At 52.9% G+C, this 17,277-nt stretch carries 20 protein-coding genes; 11 read left to right on the top strand and 9 right to left on the bottom strand.

Annotated features, from left to right (window positions below):
- Positions 1-3: 3 nt before the first annotated feature.
- On the bottom strand, positions 4-279 hold the full coding sequence (gene yjfN, locus P2W74_RS20635) for a DUF1471 family protease activator YjfN (RefSeq protein ID WP_203359165.1): 276 nt from the start codon (positions 277-279) through the stop codon (positions 4-6).
- A gap of 146 nt (positions 280-425) precedes the next feature.
- Positions 426-755: a biofilm peroxide resistance protein BsmA gene (bsmA, locus tag P2W74_RS20630; protein ID WP_276293041.1), complete on the bottom strand. Its 330-nt coding sequence runs from the start codon at positions 753-755 to the stop codon at positions 426-428.
- Positions 756-938: 183 nt separating this feature from the next.
- On the opposite strand from bsmA, the gene yjfP reads away from it, so the two are divergent.
- Positions 939-1,688, top strand: a complete 750-nt coding sequence (gene yjfP / locus P2W74_RS20625) for an esterase (protein ID WP_276293040.1) — start codon at positions 939-941, stop codon at positions 1,686-1,688.
- Between the two features lie 239 nt (positions 1,689-1,927).
- On the opposite strand, the gene yjfY is transcribed toward yjfP, so the two are convergent.
- On the bottom strand, positions 1,928-2,203 hold the full coding sequence (yjfY, locus tag P2W74_RS20620; protein WP_192610836.1) for a DUF1471 family protein YjfY: 276 nt from the start codon (positions 2,201-2,203) through the stop codon (positions 1,928-1,930).
- Between the two features lie 303 nt (positions 2,204-2,506).
- On the opposite strand from yjfY, the gene P2W74_RS20615 reads away from it, so the two are divergent.
- The 6 genes from P2W74_RS20615 to P2W74_RS20585 all read left to right on the top strand — a co-directional run bounded on the left by P2W74_RS20615 (position 2,507) and on the right by P2W74_RS20585 (position 5,938).
- Complete coding sequence (locus P2W74_RS20615) at positions 2,507-3,274, top strand: TSUP family transporter (protein WP_276293039.1); 768 nt, start codon at positions 2,507-2,509, stop codon at positions 3,272-3,274.
- A gap of 155 nt (positions 3,275-3,429) precedes the next feature.
- A complete protein-coding gene (rpsF, locus tag P2W74_RS20605) occupies positions 3,430-3,825 on the top strand; it encodes a 30S ribosomal protein S6 (RefSeq protein WP_096758559.1) in 396 nt (131 codons plus the stop codon).
- A 6-nt stretch (positions 3,826-3,831) separates the two neighbouring features.
- On the top strand, positions 3,832-4,146 hold the full coding sequence (priB, locus tag P2W74_RS20600) for a primosomal replication protein N (protein WP_042321531.1): 315 nt from the start codon (positions 3,832-3,834) through the stop codon (positions 4,144-4,146).
- A 4-nt stretch (positions 4,147-4,150) separates the two neighbouring features.
- Positions 4,151-4,378, top strand: coding sequence for a 30S ribosomal protein S18 (gene rpsR, locus P2W74_RS20595; RefSeq protein WP_002210155.1), 228 nt, complete (start codon positions 4,151-4,153; stop codon positions 4,376-4,378).
- Positions 4,379-4,417: 39 nt separating this feature from the next.
- Entirely contained in the window at positions 4,418-4,867 is a 450-nt protein-coding gene (gene rplI / locus P2W74_RS20590; protein ID WP_192610838.1) for a 50S ribosomal protein L9, read from the top strand.
- 138 nt (positions 4,868-5,005) lie between these two features.
- On the top strand, positions 5,006-5,938 hold the full coding sequence (locus P2W74_RS20585) for a DMT family transporter (protein WP_276293038.1): 933 nt from the start codon (positions 5,006-5,008) through the stop codon (positions 5,936-5,938).
- A 42-nt stretch (positions 5,939-5,980) separates the two neighbouring features.
- Here P2W74_RS20585 and P2W74_RS20580 read toward each other — a convergent pair whose 3' ends face one another.
- Positions 5,981-6,634, bottom strand: a complete 654-nt coding sequence (locus P2W74_RS20580; protein ID WP_276293037.1) for an OapA family protein — start codon at positions 6,632-6,634, stop codon at positions 5,981-5,983.
- A gap of 219 nt (positions 6,635-6,853) precedes the next feature.
- Between P2W74_RS20580 and fklB the strand changes: the two genes are divergently transcribed.
- Together fklB and cycA are read left to right on the top strand one after the other, a co-directional pair.
- Positions 6,854-7,474, top strand: a complete 621-nt coding sequence (gene fklB / locus P2W74_RS20575; protein WP_276295241.1) for an FKBP-type peptidyl-prolyl cis-trans isomerase — start codon at positions 6,854-6,856, stop codon at positions 7,472-7,474.
- 319 nt (positions 7,475-7,793) lie between these two features.
- Positions 7,794-9,203, top strand: a complete 1,410-nt coding sequence (cycA, locus tag P2W74_RS20570) for a D-serine/D-alanine/glycine transporter (RefSeq protein WP_276293036.1) — start codon at positions 7,794-7,796, stop codon at positions 9,201-9,203.
- Between the two features lie 66 nt (positions 9,204-9,269).
- Here the strand turns inward: cycA and ytfE are convergent, their stop codons facing one another.
- The gene (gene ytfE, locus P2W74_RS20565; protein ID WP_276293035.1) at positions 9,270-9,932 is read right to left on the bottom strand and encodes an iron-sulfur cluster repair protein YtfE; all 663 of its coding nucleotides are present in this window, start codon (positions 9,930-9,932) and stop codon (positions 9,270-9,272) included.
- 245 nt (positions 9,933-10,177) lie between these two features.
- On the opposite strand from ytfE, the gene P2W74_RS20560 reads away from it, so the two are divergent.
- Positions 10,178-11,749: a methyl-accepting chemotaxis protein gene (locus P2W74_RS20560; protein ID WP_276293034.1), complete on the top strand. Its 1,572-nt coding sequence runs from the start codon at positions 10,178-10,180 to the stop codon at positions 11,747-11,749.
- Positions 11,750-11,813: 64 nt separating this feature from the next.
- Here P2W74_RS20560 and P2W74_RS20555 read toward each other — a convergent pair whose 3' ends face one another.
- From P2W74_RS20555 to P2W74_RS20545, 3 genes are all read right to left on the bottom strand, one after another.
- Entirely contained in the window at positions 11,814-12,779 is a 966-nt protein-coding gene (locus P2W74_RS20555) for a DMT family transporter (protein WP_276293033.1), read from the bottom strand.
- A 75-nt stretch (positions 12,780-12,854) separates the two neighbouring features.
- Positions 12,855-13,679, bottom strand: coding sequence for an AraC family transcriptional regulator (locus P2W74_RS20550; RefSeq protein ID WP_276295240.1), 825 nt, complete (start codon positions 13,677-13,679; stop codon positions 12,855-12,857).
- 81 nt (positions 13,680-13,760) lie between these two features.
- A complete protein-coding gene (locus tag P2W74_RS20545; protein ID WP_276293032.1) occupies positions 13,761-14,609 on the bottom strand; it encodes an SDR family oxidoreductase in 849 nt (282 codons plus the stop codon).
- 89 nt (positions 14,610-14,698) lie between these two features.
- On the opposite strand from P2W74_RS20545, the gene P2W74_RS20540 reads away from it, so the two are divergent.
- On the top strand, positions 14,699-15,079 hold the full coding sequence (locus tag P2W74_RS20540; protein WP_276293031.1) for a winged helix-turn-helix transcriptional regulator: 381 nt from the start codon (positions 14,699-14,701) through the stop codon (positions 15,077-15,079).
- A 96-nt stretch (positions 15,080-15,175) separates the two neighbouring features.
- Here P2W74_RS20540 and P2W74_RS20535 read toward each other — a convergent pair whose 3' ends face one another.
- Positions 15,176-17,119, bottom strand: coding sequence for a bifunctional 2',3'-cyclic-nucleotide 2'-phosphodiesterase/3'-nucleotidase (locus tag P2W74_RS20535; protein WP_276293030.1), 1,944 nt, complete (start codon positions 17,117-17,119; stop codon positions 15,176-15,178).
- Positions 17,120-17,277 lie beyond the last annotated feature (158 nt).

Below are 17,277 nucleotides of genomic sequence, written 5' to 3'. Positions count from 1 at the left end.
GAATCAGGCATACAGGATGGCTTGTACGCGCCAGTTATCAGGCTGCTGATCTTCGTACATCTGAATAATGCGGTACCAGGAGGCGCCTTGCTCATCAGCTTTTAACGCCACGATACGTTCCACATCCTGCGGGTTTCCTGCAATATTGCTGACGGAAATCTGGCCAATTTCGTTCAGGCCTGTGACGCAGTCAGCACTGGCGAATTCGGCAGACTGTGCCGTGGTACTCACCAGTCCGGCTGGAACCAGCAGTGAGGATAAGGCAATAGATTGTTTCATCGTCAGCTCCATTTTACGTTTCCCCACCTGGGTAGGGCATTCCGTCGCGGTAATAAACCTCCAGCACCCTGCTATCGGTTCATTGTGCACAGGTAAACGCATAGGCACGCAAAGCAATGTAAAACTGACTAAAAATCAATCTACTGTTATTTACGATATAAAATGGCCTGCGAATACCACTGACCTGTCACGATGGTTTCATCGACCAACAAAATAACGTAATAATCTGCTTTAGCGGCGATGGCCTTCGCTCTGATTTCCGCCACGGCATCATCCGGGGAACCCCGAACCAGGGCGCTCACCGTCCCCAGTCGTTGCAACCCATGTGACTGGTCGCGGCGAATTTCCTGAGGTTGGTCAGTGACGGGTGGTGCAGGTTGCGGAGTACCCTGAAGTACACTGCAGCCGCTTAAGAATAAAACCAGCATCAAAGAGGCAAACCGGCGCATAACTCTATCTCGTTTCCTGATAGCCATAGTGTAGTGCCTTATTAATTTCCCTTTAGGGGGAATGTTCCCGAATTGTTATCTCTCACGCGATTTTCGAATGAAAATGTTGCGAAAGCGTAACCCAGTTCTCAACATTGTGAATCATTGTCGAACTCATAAACTTGCGCTATGAATTTTGCCGTGGCATACCAGAATAAAAGAGGTGTAAAAATGATAGAGATTGAAACACGGTATCTGGCAGAGAATCCCGTCCTTCATGCGTTTCCGCAGGGAAAACGTGAGGCACCGCTGCCTTGTCTCATTTTTTATCATGGGTTCACCTCTTCCAGCCTCGTGTATAGCTACTTCGCTGTTGCACTGGCACAGGCCGGGTATCGGGTTATTATGCCTGATGCGCCGGAGCACGGCGTACGATTTACCGGTGATGCACAGTGGCGAACCTGGCAATTCTGGCAAATTCTGCAGCAAAATATGCAGGAATTCGCTGCGTTACGTGCGGCAGCGCAGGCGGAAAACTGGATTCTGAACGAACGCCTGGCAGTAGGAGGGGCGTCGATGGGCGGCATGACCGCGTTGGGCATTATGACGCGTCATCCAGAGGTGAAATGCGTCGCCAGTCTGATGGGATCGGGGTATTTCACCCAACTGGCACAGACGCTCTTTCCCCCGTCCTCACTGGAAACACCTTCGCAACAGGCTGAATTCGACAAGATACTTGCCCCGCTGGCCGAGTGGGAAGTGACGGAGCAACTGACTCATGTGGCAAATCGACCGCTGCTGCTGTGGCATGGGCAGGCAGATGATGTGGTTCCTGCCACGGAATCATTACGCTTGCAGCAAGCGTTGAGCCAACGGGGACTGGATAAGAATCTGACCTGTTTATGGGAGGTGGGAGTACGCCACCGTATTACGCCAGAAGCCCTGGCAGCCACGGTCTCCTTTTTTCGCCAGCACCTTTAAACACGCAGAACGCTAACCGCTTGCCCTCCAGGTTGTTGCAGGATCATGGGGGAGTCGTTTACCCGTAATCAGCATATCGCGTTGAATGGCGCGGTTGAACAACATCCCCGCGTGTTCGCCCATTTTACGGCAGCCGACCCGTTCGGGTCGGATTCCGGGGTGACAGTGCCCAAAAAAAGCCCCCTGAAGAGGGGGCAAATCAAACTATGGCAATGTTTTCGTTGGTTGTTTCTGAATGGCTAGCGATAAATGTCTGCGCTGGCGTGCATGTTACCGTTGCTACCCGGCTCCCGGATCAGGATGACGTGGTAGTACGTTGCACCTTGCGCATCTGTTTCTTCGTTCAGAGCTTGATCTGCTTCACTTTCAGTGGCGAAGTTATGATTAATGTAAATCACGCCTAAGCTCTGCACATCATCCATATTCCTGGCTTGTTGGTTATCGATTTTAATGGCTGCCGTCGCATTTGCACTGAGCAAAAGTGCAGCCAGAAAGGTCAAAACACGGGCTCGCATACTGTACCTCCTCGACTGCTGTGTCTGGTCGGCGATATCTCCTGTGAATGGATTGCTTCTGATTTAATTCTAATCGCTAGATGAAAAGGGGATAGCGACCATTTCTGATGCAGTTGTTCAAAAAATTACCGCATTACCCACTTCATCTTCATTTATAAGTCACTTGCGTATGCCGTTGCGCTAAAAAAAATACCTGTCTTTTGCGAATGAACTCTTACGCAATAATCAATTTTAATGCCGAAATCCGCCCCTTATAGTGATCGCTAACATAAAGATAACTTTATGATATTAAGGCAAAAACTAATGGATACTTCATTCATGGATTTCAGCTATTTCACGATCATGTTTATGGTTGCGCTAATAGCAGGTTTTATCAATGTGGTTTCGGGCGGCGGTGGTTTTCTCTCCATCGGTGCGCTACTGATTTCCGGTTTGCCGCCTGCCAATGCATTAGCGACGAATAAACTTCAGGCACTGGGCAGTTCACTGACCTCTGGTATTTATTTTTTGCGTCAGGGTCATATTAACGTTCAACAACATAAATATGTGTTTCTATCCGCTTTTGCCGGTTCAGCAGTGGGGACCACGCTGATCCAATTTATTGAGCCTGAGTTACTGAAAAAGCTGTTGCCGGTGTTAATTATCGCCGTTGCCATTTATTTCATTTTTGCCCCCAACCTGAGTGAGCCGAAAAAGCGGCAGAAGGTCTCGCTGTTTCTCTTTTCGTTGGTTTGTGGTGTCGGTGTCGGATTTTATGATGGCTTTCTCGGGCCGGGGGCCGGTTCGTTTTATACGCTGTGCTACATCCTGATGTGGGGATACAGCATTGATAAGGCGCAGATCCACTCTAATTTCATCAATCTTGCTTCTAACATTGCCTCCATTATGTTCTTCATCGCGGGAGGGAAAATGATTTGGTCACTTGGGTTGGTGATGTTTGTCGGGCAGTCTCTCGGCGCTCGCCTGGGCGCAACGGTCGTGCTGACACGCGGTAAGAAAGTCATCAGGCCGATGATTGTGATTGTCTCCATCTGCATCAGCGCCAAGATGCTGCTGGATATGTACCAATGACGGTTTGATAAATAATCGTACAATCACCTTGAGTTTACCGGCTACCGCCAGTATTATGACGCGTCATTTTTCAGCCGACCTTTAACACGTTCCTTGCCTCCATGGGCCTCGGCTGACCCAGACAGGAGGCTGAATAATCCGTAAGGAGCAATTCGATGCGTCATTACGAAATCGTTTTTATGGTCCATCCTGACCAGAGCGAACAGGTTCCGGGTATGATCGAACGCTACACTGGTGCAATCACTGCAGCAGAAGGCACGATCCACCGTCTGGAAGACTGGGGCCGCCGTCAGCTGGCTTACCCGATCAACAAACTGCACAAAGCTCACTACGTTCTGCTGAACGTTGAAGCGCCGCAGGAAGTTATCGATGAGCTGGAAACAAACTTCCGCTTCAACGATGCCGTTATCCGTAGCATGGTAATGCGTACTAAGCACGCTGTTACCGAAGCATCTCCGATGGTTAAAGCGAAAGACGAGCGTCGTGAACGTCGCGATGATTTCGCAAACGAAACCGCAGATGATGCTGAAGCTGGGGATTCTGAAGAGTAATTTCTGATGACCAACCGTCTGGTGTTATCCGGCACAGTGTGCAGGACGCCGCTTCGCAAGGTCAGCCCATCAGGAATTCCTCATTGCCAGTTCGTGCTTGAGCATCGTTCTGTGCAGGAGGAAGCCGGTTTTCACCGGCAGGCGTGGTGTCAAATGCCCGTTATTGTTAGCGGACACGAAAACCAGGCCATTACTCACAGTATAACGGTCGGTAGCGCAGTGACCGTTCAGGGGTTCATCTCTTGCCATAAGGCAAAGAACGGCCTGAGCAAAATGGTTCTGCATGCCGAGCAGATTGAATTGATAGATTCTGGAGACTAGCCATATGGCACGTTATTTCCGTCGTCGCAAGTTCTGCCGTTTCACCGCGGAAGGCGTTGTTGAGATTGATTACAAAGACATCGCAACGTTGAAAAACTACATTACCGAAAGCGGTAAAATTGTCCCGAGCCGTATCACCGGTACTCGTGCAAAATACCAGCGTCAGCTGGCTCGCTGCATCAAGCGCGCTCGCTACCTGTCCCTGCTGCCGTATACCGATCGTCATCAGTAATCGGCCGCTGTCTATTAACGACTTTAAGAGGATAAGGTAATGCAAGTTATTCTGCTTGATAAAGTAGCAAACCTGGGTAGCCTGGGTGATCAGGTTAACGTTAAAGCGGGCTACGCTCGTAACTTCCTGGTACCACAGGGTAAAGCTGTTCCTGCTACCAAGAAAAACGTTGAATTCTTCGAAGCACGCCGCGCTGAACTGGAAGCTAAACTGGCTGACGTTCTGACCGCTGCTAACGCACGTGCTGAAGCAATCAACGCACTGGAAACCGTAACCATCGCGTCTAAAGCTGGCGACGAAGGTAAACTGTTCGGTTCCATCGGTACTCGCGACATCGCTGACGCTGTTACTGCAGCTGGCGTTGCCGTTGCTAAGAGCGAAGTTCGTCTGCCGAACGGCGTTCTGCGTACCACTGGTGAGCACGAAGTTGACTTCCAGGTTCACAGCGAAGTCTTCGCTAAACTGGTTGTAAACGTTGTTGCTGAGTAATTAATTACTCATCACCACGACGAAGCGCCGGCCTTGTGCCGGCGTTTTGCTTTTCTGCTCCCCCTGTTTCTCTCTGGCTATTCTTTATCCTTTTCGGGATAATCAAAAAATAAAACATAATTTCAAAGTGATACTGGAATGGACGTTACCCATCAACAGCCTCTGTTTGCCCGGAAAAATGTTGTTTACCTGAGTGCCGCCTTTTGTTGTTTGCTATGGGGAAGCGCTTACCCGGCGATAAAGAGCGGGTATGAGATCTTCCAGATCGCAACGGATGATATCCCCTCAAAAATTGTTTTTGCTGGATACCGATTTTTATTTGCGGGCGTGTTACTGCTGTTGCTGGCGATGATGCAGCGAAAACCCATCGCCCGCTTAAGCCCGCGACAGTTTGGTCAGTTAACCCTGCTGGGGCTGACGCAAACGTCGCTGCAATATATTTTTTTCTATATCGGCCTCGCCTTCACGACAGGGGTAAAAGGCTCGATCATGAATGCGACAGGCACCTTTTTTAGCGTGCTGCTGGCCCACTTTATCTATCAGAATGACAAACTCAGCTACAACAAAACGCTCGGTTGCATCCTGGGTTTTGCTGGCGTGATGGTGGTCAACTTCAACAACGGCCTGATGGACTTTAACTTTAGTTTGTTAGGGGATGGCTCGGTGGTGATGGCGGCCTTTATTCTTTCCGCCGCGACGCTTTACGGTAAACGTATCTCTCAGACGGTAGACCCGACAGTCATGACTGGCTATCAGTTAGGGATAGGCGGCCTGGCGCTGGTCATTGGTGGTTATGCCTGCGGTGGCTCACTGACCGTACACGGACTCTCTTCCGTGGCGATCCTGGGCTATCTGACGTTGCTCTCCTCGGTGGCGTTTGCACTGTGGAGCATTTTGCTCAAATACAACCGCGTGGGGATGATTGCACCGTTTAATTTTCTGATCCCCGTCTCCGGCGCGGTCTTGTCGGCGATTTTCCTCGGCGAAAATATCCTGGAGTGGAAATACGCACTGGCGCTGGTGCTGGTGTGCTCGGGGATTTGGTGGGTGAATAAGATTCGCAAGGTCTGAACATCGTTGGCCCGGTAAGCGTTAGCGCCACCGGGCACTATGTTACCGCACGCGAATAAAACTCCCATTTGGCTGACGGGTAAACAGGACCTGCTGGTTATTGCCGGTATCAATGGTTAAGCCTGTGACCACGCCGTTAGCGTTCTGGCGGATCTGTACCATCTGACCATCTTTAAGGTTGCTGAGCGGTTTACCTGCGCCCTCTGCCTGCGCCATGGCGTACACATCCGTTGGCGGCAGTCCATGGTCGCGAAACACTTGTGCCAGGGTTTTACCCGAATCCACGCGATAGGAACGCCACTGTTGGTCAATCCCACTATCCTGCTGGAAGGGTTGGGATTGCGTCGGTGCTTGTGTCTGCGGCGGCGTTTGTTCCTCTGGCTGCTCGTCCTGAATAGGTTCAGGGGCGACGGGTGCGACTTGCCCAGGATCATTTTGCGGGGCAACCAGCTGCGCCTGAAGCTGAGCTTCCGTGGGCGGTTGCGACTGCGACTGGAGATCCAACTGGGCGTTTCGCGTGACGACTGGCGCCTCGCGGGTGTCATTGGAAGGAAGCAGGAAGCCAATCACCAGCACAATGGCCGCGGCGATAATGCCACGACGGTGCATGGGTGGCAGTGGATCCATGATGCGAAAATTGTCCGGTGCATGCCAGATTTTCGCCAGGGTTGGTTTTAGTTCAAAGCGCCCGGGCATGGCTTTCCTCCTGCTCCGCGTATCGTTCCTCGATCATAGAGTATAGATGGCTAACGCTATGATGTTCGTCATAATGCCCGCTTTCGTGACCTCAGCGCGGGATACACCTATTGTTTATGTTTCCCTGCGATTTGTCATCTCTTCCCGAGACAAAGTTTTACCCGATGCAGCGTGGCTGATATGCTTCCCGCTTCTTTATATCCGATGAAAGGAAATATGATGGCAACCCCGACTTTTGACACTATCGAAGCGCAAGCAAGCTACGGCATTGGTTTGCAGGTAGGCCAGCAACTGAGCGAATCTGGTCTGGAAGGGCTGTTGCCTGAAGCGCTGGTTGCAGGTATTGCTGACGCGCTGGAAGGCAAACACCCGGCAGTGCCTGTTGATGTGGTTCACCGCGCGCTGCGTGAGATCCACGAACGTGCTGATGCGGTACGTCGCGAACGTTTCCAGGCCATGGCCGCTGATGGTGTGAAATACCTGGAAGAAAACCGTGAGAAAGACGGCGTGAACAGTACCGAGTCCGGTCTGCAATTCCGCGTGATCAACCAGGGTGAAGGCGCTATCCCGGCGCGTACCGACCGTGTACGCGTACATTACACCGGCAAACTGATTGACGGTACCGTGTTTGACAGTTCTGTTGCGCGTGGCGAACCGGCTGAATTCCCGGTAAATGGCGTGATCCCAGGCTGGATCGAAGCGCTGACGTTGATGCCAGTTGGCTCCAAATGGGAACTGACTATTCCTCAGGAACTGGCGTACGGCGAGCGTGGCGCAGGCGCGTCCATCCCTCCGTTCAGCACGCTGGTCTTCGATGTTGAACTGCTGGAAATTCTGTAAGCAGTGACTTCTGTTCCCCTCTTTATTGAGGGGGGCAGAATAAAGAGTGAAAAACCTATAGTTAGCGAGAAGTCGATATTTTATCTTGCAAATGTGCCCGCCGCGTGTATTTTTGTGAACTGATTCTCGTTGTCAGAGTGATATGACACTCACTTTAAACATAAAATTAACATTATATTTAAATCTTAGTATTCATCCCGCCGATTCTTACCTAATATCGATGAGTCCCGATAACGGGTTCGTCGTAGCATAGATGTACGACAGACGCATTAAAGGCCGTAGAGCCTAACAACACAGACAGGTACAGGAAGAAAAAAACATGGTAGATCAGGTAAAAGTCGTTGCCGAGGAACAGGCTCCGTCTGAACAGTCGCTACGGCGCAATCTCACAAATCGTCATATTCAACTTATTGCAATTGGTGGTGCTATTGGTACCGGCCTGTTTATGGGCTCCGGTAAAACCATCAGCCTTGCTGGGCCGTCGATCATTTTCGTGTATATGATCATCGGTTTTATGCTGTTTTTCGTGATGCGCGCAATGGGAGAATTGCTGCTCTCGAATCTCGAGTACAAATCATTTAGTGATTTTGCCTCCGATTTGCTCGGACCGTGGGCCGGGTACTTTACCGGCTGGACCTACTGGTTCTGCTGGGTGGTTACCGGGATGGCCGACGTCGTCGCCATTACGGCTTATGCGCAATTCTGGTTCCCTGGGCTATCTGACTGGGTGGCATCGCTGGCGGTGATCGTCCTGCTGCTGAGCCTCAACCTCGCCACCGTGAAAATGTTTGGTGAGATGGAGTTCTGGTTTGCGATGATCAAAATCGTCGCCATCGTCGGCCTGATTGTGGTCGGACTGGTGATGATTATGATGCACTTTCAATCGCCGACGGGCGTTGAAGCCTCGTTCACCCACCTTTGGAATGACGGCGGCTGGTTCCCGAAAGGCATAAGCGGTTTCTTTGCCGGTTTCCAGATTGCCGTCTTTGCCTTCGTGGGCATTGAGCTGGTGGGTACCACTGCGGCGGAAACCAAAGACCCGGAGAAATCCCTGCCGCGCGCCATTAACTCGATTCCAATCCGTATCATCATGTTCTACGTTTTCGCGCTGATCGTGATTATGTCCGTAACGCCGTGGAGCTCGGTCGTACCGACCAAGAGCCCATTTGTGGAACTGTTTGTGCTGGTCGGTTTGCCTGCTGCCGCCAGTCTGATCAACTTTGTGGTGCTGACGTCTGCCGCATCTTCCGCGAACAGCGGCGTGTTCTCCACCAGCCGTATGTTATTCGGCCTGGCGCAGGAAGGGGTTGCACCGAGTGCGTTTGCGAAGCTGTCTAAACGTGCCGTTCCGGCGAAAGGGCTGACCTTCTCCTGTATCTGCCTGCTGGGCGGTGTGGTGATGCTGTATGTCAACCCGAGCGTGATTGGTGCATTCACTATGATCACCACGGTGTCGGCGATTCTGTTTATGTTCGTCTGGACCATCATTCTGTGCTCGTACCTGGTGTACCGCAAACAGCGTCCGCATCTGCATGAGAAATCGATTTACAAGATGCCGTGGGGCAAGATGATGTGCTGGGTGTGCATGGCGTTCTTCGTGTTTGTTCTGGTACTGCTGACGCTGGAAGATGATACCCGTCAGGCGCTGATCGTCACGCCGCTGTGGTTCATCGTGCTGGGTCTCGGCTGGCTGTTTATTGGCAAGAAACGTATGGCTGGCGTGCGTTAATAAAAAAGGCCACAGAATCTGTGGCCGAGTTTGGACATCATGGAAGGCGCTCTCGGGCGCCTTTTTCTATTCCCCGGCCAGCGCGCGCGGGAACAGTACGTTGTTTTCCAGACTGATGTGTTCCATCAGATCGTCAATCAGTTCGTTAATACCGTTGTACATCGCTTTCCATGTCGTGCAGGCTTCCGGCGGCGGCGTCACGTTGTTGGTGGTGTGCTTGATCACTTCCAGCAGTTCACCGGCGTCATCGTGCTCGCTTTCCATGACGCTTATCGGGCCCATCGCCTGACTTCCCATTCCCTGTTTGATCATCGGGAACAGGATCTGCTCTTCTTTCATCATGTGGCTGGAAAGTTCCTGATGCAGCATGGTCAGATATTTCGTCAGACCTTTCGGAACGCTGGGTTTATCTGCGTGTACGCGTTCGACTTTGCTCGCCTGCAGAATAAGTTCCGGCAGTTGCTCACGGTGGCGGTCATGATAACGCACGATAATATGGTCGATGATTTCGGTGAGTTTTGCGGTACGCCAGTCTTTCTCAATCGGCTGTTCAGCAAGCGCTGCCAGTTGCGCTTCGATAGCGTCGACATCCAGCTCTTTACGCGCGGCGGCGCGCGCCAGCGTCTGCTTACCGCCGCAGCAGTAATCCATATCGTACTTACGAAACAGTGCTGAAGCGCGAGGGATCGAGAGCGCCAGTTCACCTAAAGGTTGATCGCGATAAGACATAGCTGTTACCTCATTCTCAATAATATAAGGTGTATTTTAAATGCATCTTTAAGTCGAAGCTATACCTCTTTCGAGTCAGAACGAAATGTGATGATTGTCACGAAATTTTCTTATTCTCTTAAGGTGCTGAATCTTATTAAAAAGAACTGAAAATCCGCATGAGTTGCCTGGGGCTGGATTAAATAAGCTGGCGGCACTGCCGATAGTTAGACCTCAGGCAATACTTGCATAAGAAAAGGCAACAGATGTTCAAACGGATCAAAGTCATCACCTTACTGATTATCGTGCTACTCACCCTGGGCGCGATGCAGATCATTTCCGCAGGCGTTTTTATCGGCGCGCTCAACCACGACAAACAAAACTTCACCGTGTCACAACTTTCCAGTCAGAACGTGGCTGAATTTACCGATGCGTGGATCAGCCTGAACCAGGCGCGCGTGACGCTCAACCGGGGTATGCTGCGACTGCAAGGTAACATGGCAAACCAGATTAATGGCGGGCAGTTGAATGAACTGGTGAACGCCGCGAACCGCATGCTGGCAGACGCAAAGCGCCATTACGACAATTACTACGCATTGCCGGAAACGCCGGGTCTGGATGAACAACTGGCTGACAAACTGGAAGAGCAATATGGCCTCTACTCGGCAACCCTGGCGAAAATGAACGTACTGCTGGCTGAAGGCAAGCTGGAAGAGATGTTCAGGCAGAATGCCGAGCAAAAACAGACGGCTATGCAGGCAGTTTACCATGAGTGGCGTACCGCGCAGGCAGAACTGGCGAATGCGGGGATGCGGGATAACGAAAATGACTATCAGCGTATCATGTGGATCCTGACCCTCATTATGTTGGCGGTCGTGGCGGTGATCGTCATCAGCTGGATTGCCATGCAGCGCGTGTTGCTGAAACCGCTGCACGATGTGATGGCGCATATTCGCCATATTGCGGCGGGTGATTTGACGCACAGCATTCACACGGACGGTAGCAATGAAATGGCGCTGCTGGCGCGCAATCTTCACGAGATGCAGCAGGCGCTGGCGAACACGGTCAGTGTAGTACGTGACGGGGCCGATACCATCTACACCGGCGCAGGGGAAATTTCAGCGGGCAGCAACGATCTCTCTTCACGGACAGAACAACAGGCGGCATCACTGGAAGAAACGGCTGCTAGTATGGAGCAGCTTACGGCGACCGTGAAGCAAAATGCGGACAATGCGCGTCAGGCGACCAATCTGGCGCGAAATGCCTCTGAGACGGCGCAGAAAGGCGGTAAGGTGGTGGATGGGGTGGTGCGTACCATGGACGAAATTGCCACCAGTTCCAGCAAAATTGCCCAGATCACCAGCGTGATTGACGGCATTGCATTCCAGACCAATATTCTGGCGTTGAATGCGGCGGTGGAAGCGGCGCGGGCGGGAGAGCAGGGGCGTGGGTTTGCCGTGGTTGCAGGCGAAGTGCGTACCCTGGCGCAGCGTAGCGCGCAGGCGGCAAAAGAGATTAAGGCGTTAATTGATGACTCGGGCAATCGGGTAAGCACAGGCGCGGCGCTGGTGAATGAAGCCGGTGAAACCATGGCGGAGATTGTGAGTGCGGTCACCCGTGTTACCGACATCATGGGCGAAATCGCTTCTGCTTCCGATGAGCAAAGCCGGGGCATCGATCAAGTCGGTCAGGCGGTTGCAGAAATGGATCGCGTGACGCAGCAGAACGCCTCGCTGGTGGAAGAATCGGCCTCCGCTGCCGCGGCGTTGGAAGAGCAGGCTGCGCGTCTGAACCAGACGGTGGCGGTGTTTAACGTCTCGCGCCGGACGGCGGCGTAAACATCTTATGCGGCCTACGCGCGATGATGTCGTAGGCCGCATAAACGCCGCACCTCCTGCAACATCACGACTCTGAAACTGCGACGACGCTTGGCTTCTCCGGTTTCGCTCGCACCGCAATCACCACTCCCATCACCAGCAATGCAATCCCGCTCAACGTCAGCAGTGGGGGCATTTCTTCACGCAGAATAAAGGTGTAAAGCAGACCTGCTAACGTCTCGAAGACAATCAAGGGGCCGAGGATAACCGTTGGCAAACGCTGGCTGGCCACGTTCCAGCATAACGCGCCTACCCATGAACAGAGGATCGCAATGGCCACCATCAGGCAGAGAAACACCGCCGGGCGTGGCCCAAAGGGCAGATCAAACAGGGGTGTTTGCCCCTTCAGCCAGAGGCAGGCAGCGATATACCCAAGCAAAGAAATCGGTAGAGTGACCAGCGCCTGCGCCGTTGCCCACATCATCGGGTGTTTATCCGGATTCTCGCGCAACCAGCGGGCGTTACGCAGTGCATACCATGCCCAGCACACCACAGAAATCAGCGCCAGTGCGATACCTGAACCATAACGCCAGCCGTTAAAATCGGGCATTCCCTGATCCAGCTCCGCAACATTCACGCAGAGCAGTCCAATGCCGATCAGCACCAGTGCGGGCGTTAAGCGTAGCCAGGATAATTTGCCGTCGCGCTGGCTATAAAGCAGGTTGGCAAATACCGGGATCACCACCGGTAGCGTTCCGATGATCATCGTTGACACGGGGGCGCCGGTACGCTGAATCGCGCTCGCCAGGCAGAAGTAATAAATCAGATTGCCCATCATCGTCAGCGCCAGCGCGGTCAGCCAGTCTTTACGCGTCAGTTGGCGAAGTCGCACGCGACCAAGCCAGGCGATGGGTAACGCGATCAACCCCAGTGCCAGGTAACGCCCCATCGCCTGCAATACCGCCGGGTATTCCGGCACGATCAACGGCCCAACAAAAATCAGTCCCCACATCAGCCCCGCCAGCAAGGCATACAACACACCGCTAATCATTTTTACATCCACATTATTGAACGTAGTGAGAAGTGTAGGCAGGGAATCCGCGCCCGTATTGTATGAGGTTGCTGATTAACCGGAGAACACCTGCTTTTGGTAGCGTACCGGGGTGATGCCGTAGCGATGGGTAAAGGTACGGGTGAGATGGGATTGATCGGTCAGCCCGGTGGCCGCTGCCACCTCTGCGGCGGGCATACCGTGGGTGAGAAACGTCTTTGCTCGCCACAGCCGAATCGCCATCAGCATCTGATGCGGCGTCACGTGGAAATGGGCTTTGAACTGGCGCTGAAAGTGCCAGGGGCTTAGCGACGCGACGCCCGCCAGCTCCTCCAGCGTGACAGGATGCATATAGTTATCATGCAGATACTCGCGTATGCGATCAAAACGGTGTGCGCCTTCGCGCAGCGTCGGCGCATGACGCGCCAATGGCTGGAAAGTGTCGATAAGAGAGAGCAGCAGACCTTTTTGCGCCAGCGGATCGTCCGCGTGCCAGAGTCCCTGGATCAGCGTACAAATCTGACGCGATCGTAACGGATCGTGGCGCGTAACGTCCTGAAACCACCAGTGACGGATCCCTGTCATCTCTTCCAGCAGATCGGGTTCGAGATAGATCATACGGTAGCGCCAGCCGTCGGCCGTGTCGGCCTCGCCGGTATGCAGCTCATCGGGATTCATCGTGACGACGGATTGGGCGGGGGCAACATATTGCGTACCGCGATAGCGAAAACGTTCGGCCCCGGATTCTATCGCACCGATACCGAACGCTTCATGGGTGTGGGGTTCAAAGGCGTAGCGCGAAATGTGGGCATGATAAAGTTCAACGCCGGGAACCTGTGCCAGATGGCGAAAACGGGCGCTGTCTTTCTCATCAATAAACTGTTCGGGTACGCCTTGCACGCTGTCTCTCCCCAGGGGCCATCGTTTCATTATCAGAGATGACTCCCGGGGATGCCACTGCAATTAACTTATTTTTAACACCTACAGGATGCTTTTGACGCTCTCTGCCAATGTGGTGGTCGAACGTCCAGTCAGTTTGCTCAATGTCTTGCTGTCGTCAAACAGGCCGCCGTTTGAGGCACCCACATCGGAATCCGCCAGCATATCCGCCAGTCCCGCAGGCAGACCTACACCTTTCAGCGCCGCGGCAAAATCCGCTTCGCTCAGGTTCTGATACACCACGTTTTTTCCGCTCTGTTTTGCCAGTTCGGCGGCCAGTTGGCTGAGCGTCCAGGCTTCATCGCCCGCCAGTTCGTAAACCTGACCGGCATGGCCCTCTTCGCTAATCACGCGTGCGGCAGCGGCGGCATAATCAGCACGGGTGGCGGAGGCGATTTTGCCTTCACCTGCGGCACCGATAAACACGCCGTGTTCAAGGGCTGCGGGCGCACTGGCCAGGTAGTTTTCGGTATACCAGCCGTTACGCAGCAAGGCGTGGGGAATACCTGAGTCTGCCAGCATTTTTTCGGTTTCAACATGCTCGACATGCAGTCCCAGCGGGGAGCTGTCGGCATGAAGAAGGCTGGTGTACGCGATGAATTTTACATCGGCTGCCATCGCAGCATTAATCACATTGCGATGCTGCGCGCTACGTTGCCCAACTTCGCTCGACGAGATCAGCAGCAGTTTATCGATACCCTGTAGCGCGGTGGTGAATGCCGCTTCGTTGTTGTAATCCGCCTCACGCACGGTAATGCCTTGCTGACGCAGGGCCGTGGCTTTCGCCGCGTTACGGACGATAGCGACAATCTGGCTGGCAGGAACGGCTTTCAGTAAGGATTCGATAACGTGTTGACCCAGTTGGCCAGTGGCGCCGGTAATTGCGATCATGGGATGACTCCTCGTCTTTGTCTTGTGTTTAATTACGCTAACACCTAAACTTACTTTTAGTAAGTACGTACAAAAAGGTAAGTATAAAAATGACAAACTCAACGCTTTCTCAGCAATTGCGCGAGGGGAATTTGTTTGCCGAACAGTGTCCGTCCCGTGATGTGTTAAAGCACGTGACCAGCCGCTGGGGGGTATTGATTCTGGTGGCGCTGCGTGACGGAACGCATCGCTTCAGCGATTTACGACGCAAGATGGGCGGCGTGAGCGAAAAGATGCTGGCGCAATCGTTACAGGCGCTGGAGCTGGACGGTTTTGTCAATCGGGTGTCGTATCCGGTGGTTCCACCGCACGTAGAGTACAGTCTGACGCCGCTGGGTGAGCAGGTCAGCGATAAAGTGGCCGCGTTGGCGGACTGGATAGAACTGAATTTGCCGCAGGTCCTGGCGGGACGGGATGAGCGTGCGGCGTGAGTATTTGCCGGATGGCGGCTGACGCCTTATCCGGCCTGGAGATTGCGTAGGCCGGATAAGACGCTCTGGCGTCGCTATCCGGCAATGAAGGGAGCGTTATTGACGCAAATCCACCTGATAAATCGCAAAACCGATATCATCGGTGGCGACTTTCTTCAGCGGATATTGTCCTTTCTCTTTGATAAACGCGGCGGCCTTATCGGTCGGGGATGTCTCAAAGCGGATATCCAGTGTCGTCTTACTGCTGATGGGGGCCAGACGCCAGTTATTGTCCGCTGCCGGATGGATTGCGCCTGCACGCTTCGTTTCTGCGCCTATCCAGGCGGCCAGCACCGAACGGTTCTCATCCGGTGCAGCAAACGCGATATGGTTTTCGCCGGTGCCCGCAAACTTACCACCGTAGGCGCGATAGTTATTGGTGGCGACCAGGAACGTTGCGTTCGGGTCAATCGGTTTGCCATTGAAGGTCAGATTCTTGATACGTTCTGCGTTGGGGTTGATGGTCTGACATTCGCCGTCATAGCGAGCGGGCTGCGAAACATCCACCTGATAATTGACCCCATCAATCACATCGAAGTTATAGGTGCGAAATCCCTCCCAGTTAATCAGCGACTGCGGCTTGCTGCTGTGGATATCAATCTGGTTGAACTGTCCTGCCGAGCATTCCAGCCACTCTTTCACCTCTTTGCCGCTGGCTTTGACGACCACCAGGGTATTGGGATAAAGGTAGAGATCGGCGGCGTTACGGAAGGTGAGTTGCCCTTTTTCCACCTCAACAAAGCTGGCGGGATCGTTTTTACGACCACCGACTTTAAACGGTGCGGCGGCAGAAAGCACAGGCAGTTTTGCCAGGTCCGGATCGCCCTGAATAAAGTGTTCAACATAGGCTTTTTGCGCCATATTCACGACCTGAACGGTCGGATCATCTTGAACCAGCGCCAGATAGCTGTACATGTTATCTGCGGATTGACCAATCGGCTTGCCGACGAATTTGCGCGTAGCGTCATGATCGGCTTTCAGGATATCAACCAGCTTAAGGTCTTCCGCTGCCAGCGATTTTTTCGCCGCCGCGTCATAAATCGGACGCGCCTCGGCTTTCGCCTGCGTCACCTGCCATTTCCCGCTGTCGTTGTTGAGCACCAGATCCACCACGCCCAGATGATCGCCCCACATGCCCGGCATGACGGCCGGTACACCGTTAAGGGTGCCTTTGGCGATATCCGCGCCCTTAATGCTGGCGAAATCTTTGCCCGGGAAGACGGCATGCGCGTGACCAAACATAATGGCATCCACACCCGGGACTTCGCTGAGGTAGTAAACCGAGTTTTCCGCCATGCTCTGGTAGGGATCGGCTGAAAGACCGGAGTGCGCAATCACGACCACCACATCGGCGCCGTTGGCGCGCATTTCGGGTACATACTTGCGGGCGGTTTCGGTGATGTCATTCACCGTCACTTTGCCGCTGAGGTTGGTTTTATCCCAGGTCATGATTTGGGGCGGCACAAAACCGATATAGCCAATCCTGAGCGTTTGCTTATGACCGTCCTTATCGATGACGTCAGTCTCTTTAATCAAATAAGGTGTAAACAGCGGCTTCTGGGTTTTAACGTCGATGATATTGGCATTAACGTAGGGGAATTTCGCGCCAGACAGCGCCGCGTGGAGATAATCCAGACCATAATTGAATTCATGGTTGCCAAGGTTACCGACGGCGTAATCCAGCGTATTCAGTGCTTTGTAGACAGGATGAATGTCGCCTTTTTGCAGCCCTTTGTCTGCCATGTAATCGCCCAGCGGACTCCCCTGAATCAGATCGCCGTTATCGACCAGCACGCTGTTTTTCACTTCATTTCTGGCGGCATTAATCAAACTTGCCGTGCGTACCAGACCGAATTTTTCCGTCGCGGTATCTTTGTAATAATCGAAATCCATCATGTTGCTATGTAAATCAGTGGTTTCCATGATTCGCAGATCGACGGTCGCCGCATTCACGCTGGCAGCGATCAGCGTGGCCAGGAGCGTTGCGCTAAACTTAATCATCAGGGGCATCCTTTTAAGATCTAAGCCACAAAAGAAAATGTATCTATATCTTCTTGCTTACAGAATCGTGAATCATGCCATGAATTTACCCGCCAAAACCGCAGTCGTTATCACAGTTGGCGGATCCCCTGACGATCGGGTATAAGTAAAACAACGAG

This window comes from Citrobacter enshiensis (genome assembly GCF_029338175.1).
Classification (GTDB): domain Bacteria; phylum Pseudomonadota; class Gammaproteobacteria; order Enterobacterales; family Enterobacteriaceae; genus Citrobacter_D; species Citrobacter_D enshiensis.
The sequence above is the reverse complement of the archived record's forward strand: the minus strand, read 5'-3'. Positions and strand labels throughout refer to the sequence as shown.